At 75.5% G+C, this 15,578-nt stretch carries 17 protein-coding genes; 11 read left to right on the top strand and 6 right to left on the bottom strand.

What is annotated here, in order from left to right:
* Positions 1-3 precede the first annotated feature (3 nt).
* Positions 4-966 carry a nucleoside hydrolase gene (locus ACOJUI_RS12745; RefSeq protein WP_422115326.1) on the bottom strand — a complete coding sequence of 321 codons (963 nt, stop codon included), beginning with the start codon at positions 964-966 and terminating at the stop codon, positions 4-6.
* A gap of 67 nt (positions 967-1,033) precedes the next feature.
* Here ACOJUI_RS12745 and ACOJUI_RS12740 point away from each other — a divergent pair, with 67 nt between their 5' ends.
* Positions 1,034-1,429: an MmcQ/YjbR family DNA-binding protein gene (locus ACOJUI_RS12740; RefSeq protein ID WP_422115325.1), complete on the top strand. Its 396-nt coding sequence runs from the start codon at positions 1,034-1,036 to the stop codon at positions 1,427-1,429.
* A gap of 3 nt (positions 1,430-1,432) precedes the next feature.
* Here ACOJUI_RS12740 and ACOJUI_RS12735 read toward each other — a convergent pair whose 3' ends face one another.
* Positions 1,433-2,548 carry a serine hydrolase domain-containing protein gene (locus ACOJUI_RS12735; protein ID WP_422115324.1) on the bottom strand — a complete coding sequence of 372 codons (1,116 nt, stop codon included), beginning with the start codon at positions 2,546-2,548 and terminating at the stop codon, positions 1,433-1,435.
* Positions 2,549-2,655: 107 nt separating this feature from the next.
* On the opposite strand from ACOJUI_RS12735, the gene ACOJUI_RS12730 reads away from it, so the two are divergent.
* Complete coding sequence (locus ACOJUI_RS12730) at positions 2,656-3,174, top strand: pirin-like C-terminal cupin domain-containing protein (protein ID WP_422115323.1); 519 nt, start codon at positions 2,656-2,658, stop codon at positions 3,172-3,174.
* Between the two features lie 14 nt (positions 3,175-3,188).
* Positions 3,189-4,367 carry a class I SAM-dependent methyltransferase gene (locus ACOJUI_RS12725; protein WP_422115322.1) on the top strand — a complete coding sequence of 393 codons (1,179 nt, stop codon included), beginning with the start codon at positions 3,189-3,191 and terminating at the stop codon, positions 4,365-4,367.
* Between the two features lie 21 nt (positions 4,368-4,388).
* Here the strand turns inward: ACOJUI_RS12725 and purQ are convergent, their stop codons facing one another.
* Positions 4,389-5,114 carry a phosphoribosylformylglycinamidine synthase subunit PurQ gene (purQ, locus tag ACOJUI_RS12720; protein ID WP_422115321.1) on the bottom strand — a complete coding sequence of 242 codons (726 nt, stop codon included), beginning with the start codon at positions 5,112-5,114 and terminating at the stop codon, positions 4,389-4,391.
* Complete coding sequence (gene purS, locus ACOJUI_RS12715) at positions 5,114-5,389, bottom strand: phosphoribosylformylglycinamidine synthase subunit PurS (RefSeq protein ID WP_422115320.1); 276 nt, start codon at positions 5,387-5,389, stop codon at positions 5,114-5,116. Before purS ends, purQ begins: the two co-directional genes overlap by 1 nt.
* A gap of 186 nt (positions 5,390-5,575) precedes the next feature.
* On the opposite strand from purS, the gene ACOJUI_RS12710 reads away from it, so the two are divergent.
* The 4 genes from ACOJUI_RS12710 (at position 5,576) to ACOJUI_RS12695 (ending at position 9,577) form a co-directional block, all read left to right on the top strand.
* Entirely contained in the window at positions 5,576-6,337 is a 762-nt protein-coding gene (locus ACOJUI_RS12710) for a hypothetical protein (protein ID WP_422115319.1), read from the top strand.
* 198 nt (positions 6,338-6,535) lie between these two features.
* Entirely contained in the window at positions 6,536-8,188 is a 1,653-nt protein-coding gene (locus ACOJUI_RS12705; RefSeq protein ID WP_422115318.1) for a RecQ family ATP-dependent DNA helicase, read from the top strand.
* A gap of 77 nt (positions 8,189-8,265) precedes the next feature.
* On the top strand, positions 8,266-8,988 hold the full coding sequence (locus ACOJUI_RS12700) for an MBL fold metallo-hydrolase (protein ID WP_422115317.1): 723 nt from the start codon (positions 8,266-8,268) through the stop codon (positions 8,986-8,988).
* 4 nt (positions 8,989-8,992) lie between these two features.
* Positions 8,993-9,577: a protein-L-isoaspartate O-methyltransferase family protein gene (locus ACOJUI_RS12695; RefSeq protein WP_422115316.1), complete on the top strand. Its 585-nt coding sequence runs from the start codon at positions 8,993-8,995 to the stop codon at positions 9,575-9,577.
* Between the two features lie 19 nt (positions 9,578-9,596).
* Here the strand turns inward: ACOJUI_RS12695 and ACOJUI_RS12690 are convergent, their stop codons facing one another.
* Entirely contained in the window at positions 9,597-10,502 is a 906-nt protein-coding gene (locus ACOJUI_RS12690; protein WP_422115315.1) for a phosphoribosylaminoimidazolesuccinocarboxamide synthase, read from the bottom strand.
* A complete protein-coding gene (gene purD / locus ACOJUI_RS12685; RefSeq protein ID WP_422115314.1) occupies positions 10,499-11,791 on the bottom strand; it encodes a phosphoribosylamine--glycine ligase in 1,293 nt (430 codons plus the stop codon). The genes ACOJUI_RS12690 and purD overlap by 4 nt, the downstream gene beginning before the upstream one ends.
* An 81-nt stretch (positions 11,792-11,872) precedes the next feature.
* Here purD and truA point away from each other — a divergent pair, with 81 nt between their 5' ends.
* The 4 genes from truA to ACOJUI_RS12665 all read left to right on the top strand — a co-directional run bounded on the left by truA (position 11,873) and on the right by ACOJUI_RS12665 (position 15,484).
* Positions 11,873-12,790, top strand: a complete 918-nt coding sequence (gene truA / locus ACOJUI_RS12680) for a tRNA pseudouridine(38-40) synthase TruA (protein WP_422115313.1) — start codon at positions 11,873-11,875, stop codon at positions 12,788-12,790.
* A 307-nt stretch (positions 12,791-13,097) separates the two neighbouring features.
* Complete coding sequence (rplM, locus tag ACOJUI_RS12675; RefSeq protein WP_422115312.1) at positions 13,098-13,541, top strand: 50S ribosomal protein L13; 444 nt, start codon at positions 13,098-13,100, stop codon at positions 13,539-13,541.
* A 50-nt stretch (positions 13,542-13,591) separates the two neighbouring features.
* Positions 13,592-14,092, top strand: coding sequence for a 30S ribosomal protein S9 (gene rpsI, locus ACOJUI_RS12670; RefSeq protein ID WP_422115311.1), 501 nt, complete (start codon positions 13,592-13,594; stop codon positions 14,090-14,092).
* A 120-nt stretch (positions 14,093-14,212) separates the two neighbouring features.
* Positions 14,213-15,484: a CoA transferase gene (locus tag ACOJUI_RS12665; protein WP_422115310.1), complete on the top strand. Its 1,272-nt coding sequence runs from the start codon at positions 14,213-14,215 to the stop codon at positions 15,482-15,484.
* Positions 15,485-15,578: the final 94 nt, after the last annotated feature.

Here is a 15,578-nt window from a genome sequence, read left to right as displayed (position 1 = left end):
CGCTCAGGTGGACAGGCCCCGCTCGAGGACGCCGAGCAGGTGCTCGACGAAGGCGTCGGCCCGCACCTCGGTGAGCAGGTCGACGTTGGGCGGTCGCCCCCAGCGGCCCAGCTCGTCGCCCACCGTCTGGCCGCGGGTCAGGGTGCCGGCCAGCTCCACGTCGACCGCGAGCGGCCGGGTGGAGGCGAAGTCGCCGGTGACGGCGTGGGCGGCGACCAGCGGGTCGTGGACATGGGCGATCCAGCCCAGGCCGTCGGCCTGGTGGAACTCGAAGTACCAGCGCAGCGCATCAGCCAGGATCGCGGCGACCGGATGCCCGGTCCCGGCCGCGAGCGCCTCGAAGCGCTCCAGGGTGGACTGGGTGAAGCGCACCGTCTCGGTGGCCTCGAGGGCGCCGAGCACCGGCCGCGTCGGCGCGGCGCTGAACGCCGCCAGCACCCGCTGCGCGGCCTCGGGGTCCACCGCCACGTTCCACTCGCTGGTGGGGCCGGTGTTCCCGCGGTGATGGATCGCCCCGCCCATGATGTGCAGACGCTTCAGCAGGCCGGGCAGCTCCGGCTCGATCTCGAGGGCGAGGGCCAGGTTCGTGTGCGGGCCGAGCACGAGGCCCACCACCTCGCCGGGGTGCTCGCGCGCGATATCGACCCAGAGCTGCGCCCCGGAGCGCGGGTCCGCGCGCCGCCGGGGCGCAGGGAGCGCGGCATGGCCGAGCCCCTGCGGCCCGTGGGTGTCGTCGGCCGTCATCAGCTCCTGCGCGAGCGGGGCCTCGGCGCCGCAGGAGATCGGGGCCGCGATCCCGAGCAGCTGCGCGAGCAGCAGGTTGTTGCGGTGGACGGCGGCGACCTCGACGTTGCCGGCGGTCGAGACGATGCCGCGGATCTCCACGTCGCCGCGCGCCGCGAGATAGCTCAGGGCGATCGCATCGTCGATGCCGGTGTCGCAGTCCACGAGGAGGGGAAGGCTCATGCGCCCAGGCTACGGGGACCCGGTGCGGGCTCTGGCGGTGGGGCGTCCGGTGCGGAAGGATCTCCCCATGGCGCACCCGAGGATGTTCGACGACGACGATCCGTGGCTCGAGCGGGTGCGGTCGATCGCGCTCGCGCTGCCCGGTGCGCGGGAGAAGATCAGTCACGGCCGCCCCGCCTTCTTCACCGACCGCGTCCACTGCTACTACGGCGCCTCCCTCACGGTCGACGGGCAGTGGGAGCAGCATCCGCGGTCCGTGGTGCTGCACCTGCCGCCCGCGGAGACCGCGGCCCTGCAGGAGCAGCCGCGCACCTTCGTGCCCGCGTACCTGGGGGCCTCGGGCTGGATCGGGGTGGACCTCGATGAGCGCACCGACCCGGTGGAGCTCGCCGAGCTCATCGAGGAGTCGTACCGCCTGGTCGCGCCCCGGCGCCTGGTGGCCCAGCTCGACGCGGCCCGCTGATCCTCAGTTCCCGGCGAGCTCGCCGTACGCCTCCAGCAGCGGCATGAGCCGCGACCCCATCTGCACCTGCGTGAGCAGCAGGCCCACCGTGCCGTCGGGGTCCACGAAGAAGTCCGTGCCGGCGCCGCCGGACCAGCCCCAGCGGCCCCTGTGGGGTCCGACGGTGCTCACGCCGACCCCCCAGCCCCAGCCGGTGGTCTCCCAGAACCCGGGGAAGAAGGCGGCGGGGTCCTTGGCGGCGCTCGGCACCTGGTCGCTGCCGAGCATCCGCCGGTGCGCGGGGGCGATCAGCTCGCCGTCGCGCAGGGCCCGCAGCAGGGTCAGGTAGTCCGCGGCGGTCGAGAGCAGCTCGCCGTGGGTGAGGTCGTGCGGCGGCGGGCCCACGTGGAAGCCCCCGCCGGCGGGTTCGACCTCGACCAGGTCACCGTCCTGCTCGGCGTACGCGGCGGGCAGCCGGTCCCGCCGCTGCCGGGGCACGAAGAAGCCGGTGTCCGACATGCCCAGCGGGGCGAACAGGCTCTGCGCGAACAGCTCGGCGACGGGGGCGCCGGTGAGCCGGGAGAGCAGGATCTGCAGGAGCCCGAAGGAGTGGTGGTAGCGCCACACCGTGCCGGGCGGGCCCACCAGCGGCAGGGAGGCCAGCGCGTCGAGCCAGTCCTGCGCGCCGAGCGGGGAGGGTTCGGGACCGGCCTCGGTGCGGTTCGCGGTCATGGCGCGCTGCAGCGGGGTGTCCTGGAGGATCATCCCGTAGCCGCTGGTGCAGGTCAGCAGATGGCGCACGGTGATCGGGGAGGGCGCCGGCGCGGTGTCGGTCAGCGCGGCGTCGGGGCGCTGCAGCGCCCGGGGTGCGGCCAGCTCCGGCAGCCAGGTCGCCACCGGGTCCTCGAGGCCGAGCCGGTCCTGCTCGAGCAGGAGCAGGGTCACGACGGCCGTGACCAGCTTGGTCATCGACTGGATGCGGAAGATCGCGTCGGTGCGCAGCGGCTCTCCCTCGAGCGCGGCCCGTCCGACCGCGACCGGCTGCGCGTCCCGGCCGAGCGCGATCACCCCGCCGGGGATCGTGCCGTCCGCGACGAAGCGCCCGAGCAGCTCGGCGGGATCGCTGGTCGTCCTCGACATGGGCACAGCGTAGGCGCGGGCGGGGCGGTGGTCGAGGGTCAGGAGGTTCGTCACCGGGCGCGCTGCCCGCCCCGGAGCGGGCGGAGGTGCCCGTCTAGACTCCGGCCATGAGCTCCTTCGAGGAACTGGCGCTGCTGGCCCCGCGGGAGGTGCCGCTGGGCGGGCCCCGCGGCATGACCGTGCTGCGCACCCTCCCGGACCTGGTCGATCGCGGCACCGCCCACCTGCGTCTCGCCGGGCGCGAGCACGCGGTGCGCCGCGGCGAGCTCGCCGTGCTGCCCGACGGCGCCGACCACCTGGACCTCGAGGCCGCCGACGGCGAGGACCTGCGGGTGATGCTGCTCGGCGGGGAGCCCCTGGCGGAGGAGATCATCATGTGGTGGAACTTCGTCGGCCGCTCCCATGAGGAGATCGTCCACGTCCGCGCCCGCTACCAGGCGGAGATCGGGGTGGAGCTGCCCCTCGAGGACGCCCCGATCGCCCCGATCGCCCGCCAGCGCGGTGGTCTCGCGGCCGACGCGGAGCAGTTCGGCCCCTTCGACCCGCACACCCCCGGCGCCCTCCCCGCCCCCGCCCTGCCCAACGGTCGGCTCCGCTCCCGCGGCCGACGGGGCCTTCCCGCCTGACGATGAAGGATCACGTGACCAGCACTCCTGCCGCCCCCCACCCCGAGGGGCCCCCTCAGGGCCTCGATCAGACCGAGCGGGTGATCCTGCGCGCCGCCGAGGAGGAGGGGGCCGGCTGTCCCTGTGACCTGATCATCGTCGGCGACGTGACCGGCGCTCTCACCGCCGCGGCGCTCGAGCTGACCGCCGCCCATCCGGAGGCTCGGGTCTGGTCCTGGAGCAGCTCCCGGGCGGAGACCGCCGCGCTCGCCGATCGCTTCGCGACGCAGCGGCGGGCCGGGCGGCTGCTGCTCGCCGACGGCGAGCAGCCGCTGCCCCTCGAGGTCTTCGCCGCCGACGCCGACGCGCATCTCGTGCTCGCCCGCCTGCCCAAGGCGCTCGCCGCCCTGGACGACCTCGCCCGGCGACTGGCCCGGCTCGCCGCCGCGCGCGGCCGCGAGCACCTCACCCTCATCGCCGGGGGCCGCGTCAAGCACATGACCCGCACCCAGAACGAGGTGCTGGCCGCCTCCTTCGCCGAGGTCCGCGCCTCCCGCGGGCTGGGCAAGTCCCGGGCCCTGATCGCCACCGACCCGCGAGGGGGCCTGCCCGCTCCGGAGCCGGCGACCGGGTCCGCGCGGATCGCGGTGCGGGGCGGCGAACGACAGATCCCGCTGCGCGGCATCGGCGGCGTGTTCAGCGCAGCCCGGCCCGATGCCGGGAGCCTGCTGCTGCTCGGCGCGCTCGATGCGGCGCTGCTCGCCGGCGAGGTCGCCGCCGAGTCCGCGGTCGACCTCGGCAGCGGCAACGGGCTGCTGACCGCCTACCTCGCGGCGGCCCTGCCCGCGGCGCAGGTGCTGGGCAGCGACGACGACGCCGACGCGGTCGTCGCCACCGCCGCCACCCTGGAGGCGGCGGGGCTGTCGCGTCCGGGCGTCACGGTGGCCTGGGACGAGTCCCTGTCACGGGTGGGGGAGGGCAGCGCCGACCTGGTGCTGCTGAACCCGCCGTTCCATGACGGCACCGTCGTCGACGCCACGCTGGTCCACGGCCTGCTGGAGGCCGCCGCCCGGGTGCTGCGCCCCGGCGGGCAGCTGTGGTTCGTGCACAACTCCCATCTGCGCTACCGCAGCGAGCTCGCGACCCGGGTGGGTCCCGTGCAGCAGCGCGCGCGGGACCGGCGCTTCACCGTGCTCTCGGCGACCCGCGCCTGAGCGTCCCCGGCCGGAGGGGCCTCAGGCCACCAGGCTGCGCAGGACCGAGCTGAAGATGCCCAGGCCGTCGGTGCCCGAGCGGGTGCCCGCGCCCGGCTCGTCGGGACCGAAGCCGGCCTCGACCGCATGCTCGGGATGGGGCATGAGGCCCACCACGTTGCCCTCGGCGTTGGTGATGCCGGCGATGTCGTTCCGGGAGCCGTTGGGGTTGACCTCGAAACCCGCCGGACCGTGGGTGGCGCCGGCGGTGTAGCGGAAGACCACACGACCCTCGGCCTCGAGCTCGGCGAGGGTGCGCTCGTCGGCGACGTACTGGCCGTCCTGGTTCTTCAGCGGGATCCGGATCACCTGGCCGGGCTCGTAGGCCGTGGTCCAGGCGGTGCGGGTGCTCTCCACCACCAGCGGCTGGTCGCGGCAGAGGAAGGCCCGGTGGGCGTTCTTGATCATCGCGCCGGGCAGCAGGTGGGTCTCGCAGAGGATCTGGAAGCCGTTGCAGATGCCCAGCACGGGCATCCCGCCCCGGGCGGCGTCGATCACGCTGTCCATCACCGGGGAGAAGCGGCTGATCGCGCCGGCGCGCAGGTAGTCGCCGTAGGAGAAGCCGCCGGGCAGCACGATCGCATCGACCCGCTGCAGATCCGCGTCGCCGTGCCAGAGCGCGACCGGCTCGCCGCCGGCCAGGCGGACGGCGCGCAGCGCATCGCGGTCGTCCAGCGTGCCCGGGAACGTCACCACGCCGACGCGCATCACAGCACCGCTCCGGGCGCGGTCTGCAGGTCCTCGACCTCGAGGGCGACGACGTCCTCGATCACCGGGTTGGACAGCAGCGTGGTCGCGGCCTCGCGCAGGTGGGCCAGCACCTCGTCGGTGATCTCCCCGTCGACCTCGAGCTCGAAGCGCTTGCCCTGGCGCACGGAGCTGATGCCCTCGAAGCCCAGTCGCGGCAGCGCCGCATGGACCGCCTTCCCCTGCGGGTCGAGGATCTCGGGCTTGGGCATGACGTGGACCACGACGCGTGGCATGGGCTCTCCTGAGGATCGTCCCACCGCGGGGGCGCGGCGGGCGGATGCGGGATGCGGGTCGACCCGTCCGCGGCGCTGTCTCTGCCGGGGCGGGGAACACCTCCTCTATCGTAGCGGTGCCGGGCCGACGCGGTCCGGACGGCCCGGCCGCCGGACCGCAGCGGCGCGGAGCCCACCCTGGGAGGGATGAGCATGAGCATCGACCGCCACCAGCGGGGCGCCCGGCAGAGCGTCCTGCGGGTCCTGACCGGGCCCGTCGCCCGAGCGGCGGGGGCCGGACTCGCGGGCGCCGTCGCCCTCGTCGGCCGCGTCCGGACCGGCCGGCCGTTCCACCCCGAGGGGGTCTGGCTCCGCGGCACGCTGACCCGGTTCCCGGGCGGCCGCAGCGGGATCGACCGGCTCGACCAGGGCGGGCAGGACCCGGTCCGCGCCCGCTTCTCCCGCGGGATCGGCCTGCCGGAGTCCTGGCCCGACGTGCTCGGGCTCGCGCTGCGCTGCCCGCGCCCCGACGGCGGCGCCGCCGACCTGCTGCTGGCCACCACCGGCCGCGGCCGGCTCTCCCGGTACCTGCTCACGCCCCACCGCGATGCCGGCCGCGGGATGTTCTGGTCGATGATGCCGTGGCGGGGCCGCCGCGGACCGGTCCTGATCGCCGTCGCCCCGCGACCCCGCTCCCGCCCGCTGCCCGCGCACCGCGCACGCTTCAGCGCCGAGCTCGCCGCGGAGCCCTGGCAGCTGGACCTGTTCTGGGCGGCCCCGCTGGGGCCCCGGCGGCGCTTCGCCCGCCTGGAGCTGTCCCCGGATCCGGCGGGCGATGACCGGGACCGGTTCGACCCGCTCCTGAACGTCCCGGCGGGCGCCGGGACCTACGACTGGACCCGGCGCCTGCGCGAGCCCGGGTACGCCCGCGCTCGCCGCTCCCCGGACGGCTCGGCGCGCCGCCGCTGAGCGCGGGAGCGGGGCGCCCCGGGGCCTGCCCGGGCGCCCCGCCGGCGGCGCGGACCGACCGCTCGGGCGGGAGGCCCCGGGGGCGGGCGGCGGAGGTCCGAGCGGTACAGTGCGCCGGCAGCCCTCCGTCCGCACCGGCGGGACCTGCGCCCGGGATCCCGTTCGGGGATGCCGAGGACCCCGACCGGAAAGGAAGCGATGTCCGGCGACCAGAGGACCCACCGCGTCGACGTGCAGGACGTGGCCCGGGAGAACTTCGGCCTCGAGGAGCTGCGCGACGGCCAGGCCGAGGCCATGTCCGCCGTGGTCGCCGGCCGCGACGTGCTGGCGGTCATGCCCACCGGCCACGGCAAGTCCGCGATCTACCAGGTGCCGGCGGTGATGCGGCCCGGCACCGCGCTGGTCATCTCGCCGCTGATCGCCCTGCAGGCCGATCAGGTCGACCACATCGAGAGCCGGCTCGGGCCGGGCCGGGCCGTCGCGGTCAACTCCGCCCTGCCGGCCCGCCGCGTCCGGGCGGCCTGGGCGGCGCTCGAGAACGGCTCGGCCACCTTCCTCTTCCTCGCCCCCGAGCAGCTCGCCCGCGAGGAGACCCTGGAGCGGCTGGCGGCGGCCGAGATCTCGCTGATCGCCGTGGACGAGGCCCACTGCGTCTCGGCCTGGGGGCACGACTTCCGGCCCGACTACCTGGGCCTGGGCACGGCGATCGAGCGCCTCGGCCACCCGCCGGTGGTGGCGCTGACGGCGACCGCCTCGCCGGACACCCGCCACGACATCGTCGAACGGCTGCGGATGCAGGAGCCGGCCGTGGTGCTCCAGAGCTTCGACCGGCCCAATCTGCACCTGGACGTCACCCGCCACAGCGAGGCCGAGGAGCAGCGCGCCGCGGTGATCGAGCAGGTCGCCTCCCTGCCCGGTCCCGGTCTGCTGTACGCCGGGACCCGCCGGGACACCGAGGAGTGCGCGGCCGCGCTCGCCGAGCGGGGACTGCGCACCGCCGCCTACCACGCGGGTCGGCGCGCCCGCGACCGCGAGCAGATCCACGAGCAGTTCCTCGCCGGTGACCTGGACGTGGTGGTCGCCACCACCGCCTTCGGCATGGGGATCGACAAGCCCGACGTGCGCTTCGTCGTCCACGCCCAGGTGCCCGGCTCCCTGGACAGCTACTACCAGGAGATCGGTCGGGCCGGTCGCGACGGGGAGCCGGCCGCGATCCACCTCCACTACCGCCCCGAGGACCTCGGCATGCAGCGCTTCTTCGCGGGCGGCGCCGCCGCGCCCGCGGACCTGCGCTCGACCTTCACGGCGATCCGCGACCACGGCCCGCTGCGCCCCGCCGCGCTGCGCGAGCACACCGGACTCACCGCGCGGGCGCAGAAGCGGGTGACCAACCTGCTCGAGCACAGCGGCAGCATCACCGTGAGGAAGGACGGTCTGCGCGTGCGCTCCGGGCTGGGCGTCGCCGACGCGGTCGCCGCGGCCCAGGAGGCGGCCGAGGCGCGCGAGGCGATCGACGCCTCCCGGATCGAGCGCATCCGCAGCTATGCCGAGACCTCCTCCTGCCGCCGTCGGGCGCTGCTGACCTACTTCGGCGAGGACGCCGGGGCGTTCTGCGGGGCCTGCGACGTCTGCGAGGTGCTGGGCCGCGGCCGGCTCGAGCTCGAGGAGGCGCAGCGGCCGGACGACTTCCCGGCCCAGAGCTCCGTGACCCATCGCGAGTTCGGCGCCGGCACGGTGATGGCGGTGGAGCCCGACCGCCTCACGGTGTTCTTCGAGGAGCTCGGCTACCGCGACATCGCCCTGCGCGCGGTCCGCGACGACGACGGGCTGCTGGTGCGCGGCGAGGGCTGAGGGGCCGTCCCCCTGGGCAGCGACCGCCGTCGGCGGTAGGTTCGAGGCGTCCGCGACCGCCGTCCCCAGGAGGACCGATGAAGATCCGCCACCTCGTCCATTCGTGCCTGCTCGTGGAGGTCGCCGGGCGCCGGCTGCTGATCGACCCCGGCGGCTTCAGCGGTGACGCCGTGCGCGGCCTCGGCCGCGAGGTGCTGGCAGGGATCGACGCGGTGCTGGTGACCCATCAGCACCCCGACCACGTCGATCGCGCGCTGCTGGACGAGGTGCTGGGCCTGGCCACCGGCGCCGAGGTGCTCGCCGAGCCGGAGACCGCGGACCAGCTCGCCGAGGCCGCCGCCGGCGCGCCCCCGGTCGATCCGGACCGGCTGCGGGCGTTCGCGGTCGGCGACGCACATGAGCTGCCGGCGCAGGACGGTGCCGCGCCGCTGCTGATCCGGGCCGCCGGCGGACGCCATGCGGTCATCCATCCGGACCTGCCCCAGGTGGGCAACACGGCCCTGCTGCTCCAGGTCGGCGACGGCCCGCGCCTGGGCATCACCGGTGACTCCCTCGAGGTGCTCGAGGAGTTCGTCGGCATCGACGTGCTGGCCTTCGCGGTCGTCGCCCCCTGGTCGAAGATGGCCGAGACCATCGACTTCCTGCGCGCCGTCCGGCCCCGCCTCGCGCTGCCCGTCCACGACGGCGTCGCCAGCCCGGGCGGCCGGGCCATCTACCTGCGCCAGGCCACGAACCTCGCCCCGGAGGGCACCGAGGTGCGCGACTGGCCGGCCGACGGCGTGGTCGAGATCCCCGGCTGATCCGATGAGCGAGAGCGAGGACCCGGTCACCCGCGCGCTGCGGGAGGTGCCGCGCGCCCCGTTCCTGCCTCCGGCGCTGCGCGACCGGGCGTGGGTGGACGCCCCGCTGCCGATCGGCCATGGCCAGACCAACTCCCAGCCCTACACGGTGGAGGTGATGCTGCGCCTGCTGGACGTGCACGCCGGGCAGCGGGTGCTCGACCTCGGCGCCGGCTCCGGATGGACCACGGCCCTGCTGGCGCGGCTGGTCGGGCCCACCGGGCGGGTGATCGGCGTCGAACGGGTGGAGAGCCTGATCGTCCCGGCGCGGGAGGCCGTCGCCGCGATCGACACCGCCGGGGTCGCGGAGATCAGGCTCGCCCGCCCCGGGGTGCTCGGCGCCCCCGAGGACGCCCCCTTCGACCGCATCCTGGTCTCCGCTGAGGCGCGGCGCCGGCCCCCGGCGCTGGACGCCCAGCTCGGCGAGCGGGGCGTGATGGTGATCCCGGTGGGACGGGAGATGCGGCGCCTCGTGCGGGACGGCGATCATCTGCGCGAGAGCGCGCACGGGGCCTTCGCCTTCGTCCCGCTGATCGAGGACCCGCCCTGAGCGGGCGGGACGGCCGCGCTCAGAAGGACGTGCCGGTGAGCCGCTCGTAGGCCTCGACGTACCGCGCCCGGGTCTGCTCGACGACCTCCGCGGGCAGCGCGGGCGGCGGCAGGTCCGCGCCGCGGTGCCAGCCCGAGGCTGGGGAGGTCAGCCAGTCGCGCACGAACTGCTTGTCCAGGCTCGGCGGCGCCGTCCCGGGCACGACCGCGTCGGCGGACCAGAAGCGGCTCGAGTCGGGGGTGAGCACCTCGTCGCCGAGCACCAGGGTGCCGTCCAGGCGGGAGCGGCCGAACTCGAGCTTGGTGTCGGCCAGCAGGATCCCGCGCTCGGCGGCGAGGGTCCGTGCCCGCTCGTACACCGCGAGGGTCAGCGCCTCCAGCTGCTCGGTGAGCTCCTCGCCCAGCAGCTCCCGGGCCTGGGCGACGGTGATGTTCTCGTCGTGCTCCCCGGGACCGGCCTTGGTGGAGGGAGTGAAGAGCGCCGGGTCCAGCCGCGAGGCCTCGGTGAGTCCGGCGGGCAGCACGTGCCCGCCCACGCTGCCGCCCGCCCGGTAGTCCGCCAGGCCCGAGCCGGTGAGGTAGCCGCGGGCGATGCACTCCAGCGGCAGCATGTCCAGCCCGCGGCAGCGCAGGGCCCGCCCGGCCACGGCGTCCGGCACGTCGGTGGCCGAGAGCACGTGGTGGGGGACGATGTCTCCCAGCTGCTCGAACCAGAACAGGCTGATGCCGGTCAGCAGACGGCCCTTGTCGGGGATGCCCGGCTGCAGGGAGTGGTCGTAGGCGCTGATCCGGTCCGTGGCGACCACCAGCACCTCGGTGGCGGTGGCCGGGTCCGCGCCGGCCGGCACGTACAGCTCGCGGACCTTGCCGGCGACCACGTGGTCCCAGCCCGGCAGTTGCGGGGCCTCGACCAGCGCGGCGCTCATGCGCGTCCCTCCGCGGTGCCGAGCGCGTCGGCGGCGGCGCGGCGGGCGATGTCGCTGCGGTGGTGGCCGCCCTCGAGCCCGATCGCCTCGACGCCGGCCAGGGCGAGGGTGCGGGCGCCCTCCAGGTCGCTGCCGGTGCCGACCACCGACAGCACCCGGCCGCCGGCGCTGACCAGCTCGCCGTCCAGCCTCGCCGTGCCGGCGTGGAGGACATGCGCGCCGAGCGCCTCGCAGGCGTCGATCCCGGTGATCACGTCGCCGGTGCGGACGGTCGCCGGGTACCCGGCCGAGGCCAGCACCACCGCCACCGCCGCGTCCTCGTGCCACTGCAGCCCCTGCCGCTCGTCGAGCTCGCCGCGGGCCGCGTCGTGCAGCAGCGGGGCGAAGGGGGAGGCGAGGCGCTCGAGCACCACCTGGGTCTCGGGGTCGCCGAAGCGGGCGTTGAACTCGATCACCCGCAGGCCGCGCCGGGTCAGGGCGAGGCCGCAGTACAGGATGCCCACGAAGGGGATGCCCCGGGCGGCGAGCTCGTCGACGGTGGGCCGGGCGACGGTGCGCACCACCGTCTCGGCGAGGTCCTCCGGCGCCCAGGGCAGCGGGGAGTAGGCGCCCATGCCGCCGGTGTTGGGGCCCCGGTCCTCGTCCAGGGCGCGCTTGAAGTCCTGGGCCGGGGCCAGCGACACCACGCGGGTGCCGTCGCTGACGCAGAACAGGGAGATCTCGGGGCCGTCGAGGTGCTCCTCGAGCACCACCGAGCCCCCGGCGGCCAGCACCGCCTCGGCGTGCGCGACGGCGGCGCGGCGGTCGTCGGTGACCACGACGCCCTTGCCGGCGGCCAGCCCGTCGGCCTTGACCACGAAGGGCACGTCGCTCAGCGGGTTCACCCGGTCCAGCCCGGGCTCGATCTGCTCGGCAGCGGTGACCGTGACGGACGCGGCGGTGGGAACGCCCGCGGCGGCCATGATCTCCTTCGCCCACGACTTCGAGCCCTCGAGCCGGGCGGCGGCAGCCGAGGGTCCGAACACCGTCAGCCCGGCCTCACGCAGCCGGTCCGCGGCGCCCGCGACCAGCGGCTGCTCGGGGCCGATCACGACCAGGTCCACCGCGAGCTGCTGCGCCAGGCGCACCTGGGCGTCGAGATCGGTGGACAGGACGTCGTGGCAGGTGGCGAGGCGGGCGATGCCGGGGTTGCCGGGCGCGGCGTGCAGCTCGGGGGAGGGGCGGTCGGCGGCGAGGCGGCGGATGATCGCGTGCTCGCGAGCTCCGCTGCCGATGACGAGGATCTTCACGCGGGTCAAGGTACCCCGCGCGGGACCGGCCCCACAGCGGTGCCCGCACTGCGGCCTGCGGGCGCGGTTACGATCGGGATCATGCCCGCTGCCCTCCCGGACCTCGATCCCGCCGCCGACCCGACCGGGAGCGTCGCCGGCAGCGTCCGGCTGCGCCTGGACCTCTCCTACGACGGCACCGACTTCCACGGCTGGGCCGCCCAGCCCGGCCAGCGCACCGTCCAGGGCGAGCTCGAGCAGGCGCTGGGGCGGATCGCGCGCGTCCCGGTCCGGGTCACGGTCGCCGGTCGCACCGACACCGGCGTCCACGCCCGCGGGCAGGTCTGCCACCTCGACCTGCCCCCCGGCGTGCTGGCCACTCTGCCCGGCCGCTCCGACCGCACCCCCGCCCAGGCGCTGGTGACCCGCCTGGCCGGGGTGCTGCCGTCGGACGTGGTCGTGCATGTCGCGCGCGAGGTGCCGGCCTCCTTCGACGCCCGCTTCGGGGCGCTGTGGCGCCGCTACCGCTACCGCATCTCCGACGGCCCCGCCGTGCACGACCCGCTGCGGCGCGACGTGCTGCGCCACCGCGCGGCGCTGGACGTCGGCGCGATGGACGCCGCGAGCCGGGCCCTGCTGGGGGAGCACGACTTCCTCTCCTACTGCCGGCCCCGCGAGGGCGCCACCACCATCCGCACCCTGCAGGAGCTGCGCTGGGAGCGCCCGGGGGCGGGGCGGGCCGACGAGGGCGTGGTGGTCGCCACCGTCGTCGCCGACGCCTTCTGCCACCACATGGTGCGCTCGCTGGTGGGGGCGCTGATCGGGGTGGGCGAGGGCCGACGGGAGCAGGACTGGCCGGCCCGGGTGCTCGCGGCCCGCACCCGCGAGGCCGCCACCCGGGACGGCGTCGGCGCCGCCCCCCTGTGCCCGCCGCAGGGGCTGACCCTCGAGCACGTGGCCTATCCTCCCGACGAGGAGCTGGCGGCCCGCGCGGCCCTCGCTCGCGCGCGGCGGGGCTGAGGGCGCCGACGGAGCCGGAGATCACAGCCCGCCCGGCGCCTCCTGCGTTGACGCTGCCCGCTCGCGACCACTAGTGTTGGCGGTCGTTGTGCCTCGATGTGTGCCCTACCCGCAGCCGTTCTCTCACGCCCGGCGCGAACAGGGCATCTCACACACATCCAGGACCGCCGTCGCGTCGTGAGCGGAGCGGGCCGGGTACAGCCACAGGGCCATGCTTTTACCCGAAGGAAGCGTGCCCACGGTCCATCGAAACGTGTCCGATCGGCGTCCTGCCGCCGGGCACCACTGACGAGAGAAGAAGGCACGAGTGCGTACGTTCACCCCGAAGCCCGGCGACGTCGAGCGTTCCTGGCACGTCATCGACGCCACGGATGTCGTCCTCGGCCGGCTCGCTTCCCAGGCTGCACAGCTCCTCCGGGGAAAGCACAAGCCGGTCTTCGCACCCCATGTGGATGCGGGCGATTTCGTGATCATCATCAACGCTGACAAGGTCGCGCTGACCGGCAACAAGCGCGAGGCCAAGCTGGCCTACCGCCACTCCGGCTACCCGGGCGGCCTCCGCGGCATCCCCTACTCCGAGCTGCTCGAGAAGAACCCCGAGCGGGCGGTGGAGAAGGCCATCCGCGGCATGCTCCCCAAGAACAAGCTCGCCGATCAGCAGATCAAGAAGCTGAAGATCTACTCGGGCTCCGAGCACCCGCACGCCGCTCAGCAGCCCACCCCCTTCACCATCGACCAGGTGGCGCAGTAAGCGGGGCGTCCCGCCAACCGCCCTGCCGCACGGAAGAACCAAGGAGAACCGTGACTGAGACCACCCCTGAGTCCCTCGAGGCCGTGACCGACGAGTCCGCCCCGGAGACCTTCACCACCGAATCGACCGGCGAGTCCGCCGTCGGCGCCGGCCAGTCGGCCACCGCCCCGGGCTACGGCACCGGCCGTCGCAAGCAGGCCATCGCCCGCGTGCGCCTGATCCCCGGCTCCGGCCAGTGGACCCTCAACGGCCGCAGCCTCGAGGACTACTTCCCGAACAAGGTCCACCAGCAGGAGGTCAACGACCCGTTCACGGTCCTCGACCTCCAGGGACGCTTCGACGTCATCGTCCGCCTGCACGGCGGCGGCCCGTCGGGACAGGCCGGCGCCGTGCGCCTCGGCGTGGCCCGCGCGCTGAACGCGATCGACGAGGAGAACAACCGCCCGACCCTCAAGAAGGCCGGCTTCCTGCGTCGCGACCCGCGCGTCATCGAGCGCAAGAAGGCGGGTCTGAAGAAGGCCCGCAAGGCTCCGCAGTACTCCAAGCGCTGATCCTCAGCCCCTGCTGACCGGCGGCCCTGCCGCCGGAGCGCCCACGCGATGCCCTCGACCTCCGGGTCGGGGGCATCGTCGTCCCCGGCGCGGACGCCGGGACGGGGCTACGCTTCCGCCATGGAGCATGCGCCCGCGCGCTGGTGGCGCGGCCCGCTCGACGTCGAGTCGCTGGCCGCCGCCGCGGTGGCGCGCGGGCGCAACGCCGCGGCCGAGGTCGCCGCCGCCCGCGGGCTGGACCTCGCGATCGACACCGCCCCGGAGCTGATCGCGGCCTCCTTCGCCGCCTTCGAGCACCTGCGGATCGACGGCCGGGCACCCCTGGTCTGGGCCGAGCTCTCCGGCCTGGTCCGGGCCCGCGACGGCTGGCTGCGCCTGCACGGGAACTACCCCTACCACGCCGCGATCACCCGCGTGGTGCTGGGCATCGAGGACCGGGCAGGCCTGGATCGGGAGGTCGGCCGACGCGAGGCCGCGGAGGTCGAGGAGCAGCTCACCGCGGCCGGCGGCATCGCGGTCCGGGTCCGCACCGCTGCGGAGTGGTCCGCGCATCCCCAGGCCCTCGCGACCGCCGCCGATCCCTGGTCGCTGCTCGAGGACCGCGGGGCCCGCCCGCCGCTGAGCCGTGCCGACCCGCTCGCGGACCACGGCGCCCGGGCGCTGCTGGCCGGCGTGCGGGTGCTGGACCTGAGCCGGGTGATCGCGGGCCCCACCTGCACCCAGCTGCTCGCCTGCCTCGGCGCCGACGTGCTGCGGATCGACCCGCCGCACCGGCCCGAGCTGCTCGAGGCGCACCTGTCCACCGGGATGGGCAAGCGCTCCGCGGTGCTGGACCTGCGCCGCGAAGCGGAGCAGGTGCGCGCCCTCGCCGCCGGCGCCGACGTCGTCCTCGACGGCTACCGCCCCGGCGCCCTCGCGGCCTTCGGCCTCGGCCCCGACGACCTCGCCCGGAGCGCCCCGCGGGCCGTGATCGCCTCCCTGTCGGCCTGGGGCGAGCACGGCCCCTGGGGGCGCCGGGCCGGCTTCGACTCGATCGTGCAGGCCGCGACCGGCATCGCCGAGCGCTGCGGCACCGCGGGGACCCCGGGCGCCCTCCCGGTGCAGGCCCTGGACCATGCCAGCGGGCACCTGCTGGCCGCGCACGTGCTCGAGGCGCTGGCCCGGGCGCGGGCGGTGACGGTGCGGGTGAGCCTGCTCGGCGCCGCCCGCACCCTGCTGGCGCTGCCGCCCCCGGTCGCGGCGGAGCCCGCGCGGCTCGAGATCCCGCGGCGCCGGATCGCCTCCGCGCACGGGATGCTCGACGCGGTCCCGCCGCCGCTGCGGATCGATGGGAAGACCCTCGAGCGGCCCGTCGGGACCTACACCGCGGCCCGGCCGCGCTGGCGGGACTGAGCCGCGCCGGCGGTGCCGGCCGCGGGGCCTGCGTCGGCCGCGCAGATCGCGCTGGTCGTGCAGATTGCACAGATCGTGCAGGTCGCGGGGGGCG

This window comes from Brachybacterium sp. UNK5269, assembly GCF_049266655.1.
GTDB lineage: Bacteria > Actinomycetota > Actinomycetes > Actinomycetales > Dermabacteraceae > Brachybacterium.
The sequence above is the reverse complement of the archived record's forward strand: the minus strand, read 5'-3'. Positions and strand labels throughout refer to the sequence as shown.

Coding starts and splice junctions, on each gene's coding strand:
- ACOJUI_RS12710 (WP_422115319.1), top strand. CDS start 5,576: ATGAGCATGAGCATCGACCGCCACCAGCGGGGCGCCCGGCAGAGCGTC.
- purQ (WP_422115321.1), bottom strand. CDS start 5,114: ATGCGCGTCGGCGTGGTGACGTTCCCGGGCACGCTGGACGACCGCGAT.
- ACOJUI_RS12695 (WP_422115316.1), top strand. CDS start 8,993: ATGAGCGAGAGCGAGGACCCGGTCACCCGCGCGCTGCGGGAGGTGCCG.
- ACOJUI_RS12745 (WP_422115326.1), bottom strand. CDS start 966: ATGAGCCTTCCCCTCCTCGTGGACTGCGACACCGGCATCGACGATGCG.
- ACOJUI_RS12740 (WP_422115325.1), top strand. CDS start 1,034: ATGGCGCACCCGAGGATGTTCGACGACGACGATCCGTGGCTCGAGCGG.
- truA (WP_422115313.1), top strand. CDS start 11,873: ATGCCCGCTGCCCTCCCGGACCTCGATCCCGCCGCCGACCCGACCGGG.
- ACOJUI_RS12735 (WP_422115324.1), bottom strand. CDS start 2,548: ATGTCGAGGACGACCAGCGATCCCGCCGAGCTGCTCGGGCGCTTCGTC.
- purS (WP_422115320.1), bottom strand. CDS start 5,389: ATGCCACGCGTCGTGGTCCACGTCATGCCCAAGCCCGAGATCCTCGAC.
- ACOJUI_RS12665 (WP_422115310.1), top strand. CDS start 14,213: ATGGAGCATGCGCCCGCGCGCTGGTGGCGCGGCCCGCTCGACGTCGAG.
- ACOJUI_RS12730 (WP_422115323.1), top strand. CDS start 2,656: ATGAGCTCCTTCGAGGAACTGGCGCTGCTGGCCCCGCGGGAGGTGCCG.
- ACOJUI_RS12700 (WP_422115317.1), top strand. CDS start 8,266: ATGAAGATCCGCCACCTCGTCCATTCGTGCCTGCTCGTGGAGGTCGCC.
- ACOJUI_RS12690 (WP_422115315.1), bottom strand. CDS start 10,502: ATGAGCGCCGCGCTGGTCGAGGCCCCGCAACTGCCGGGCTGGGACCAC.
- ACOJUI_RS12705 (WP_422115318.1), top strand. CDS start 6,536: ATGTCCGGCGACCAGAGGACCCACCGCGTCGACGTGCAGGACGTGGCC.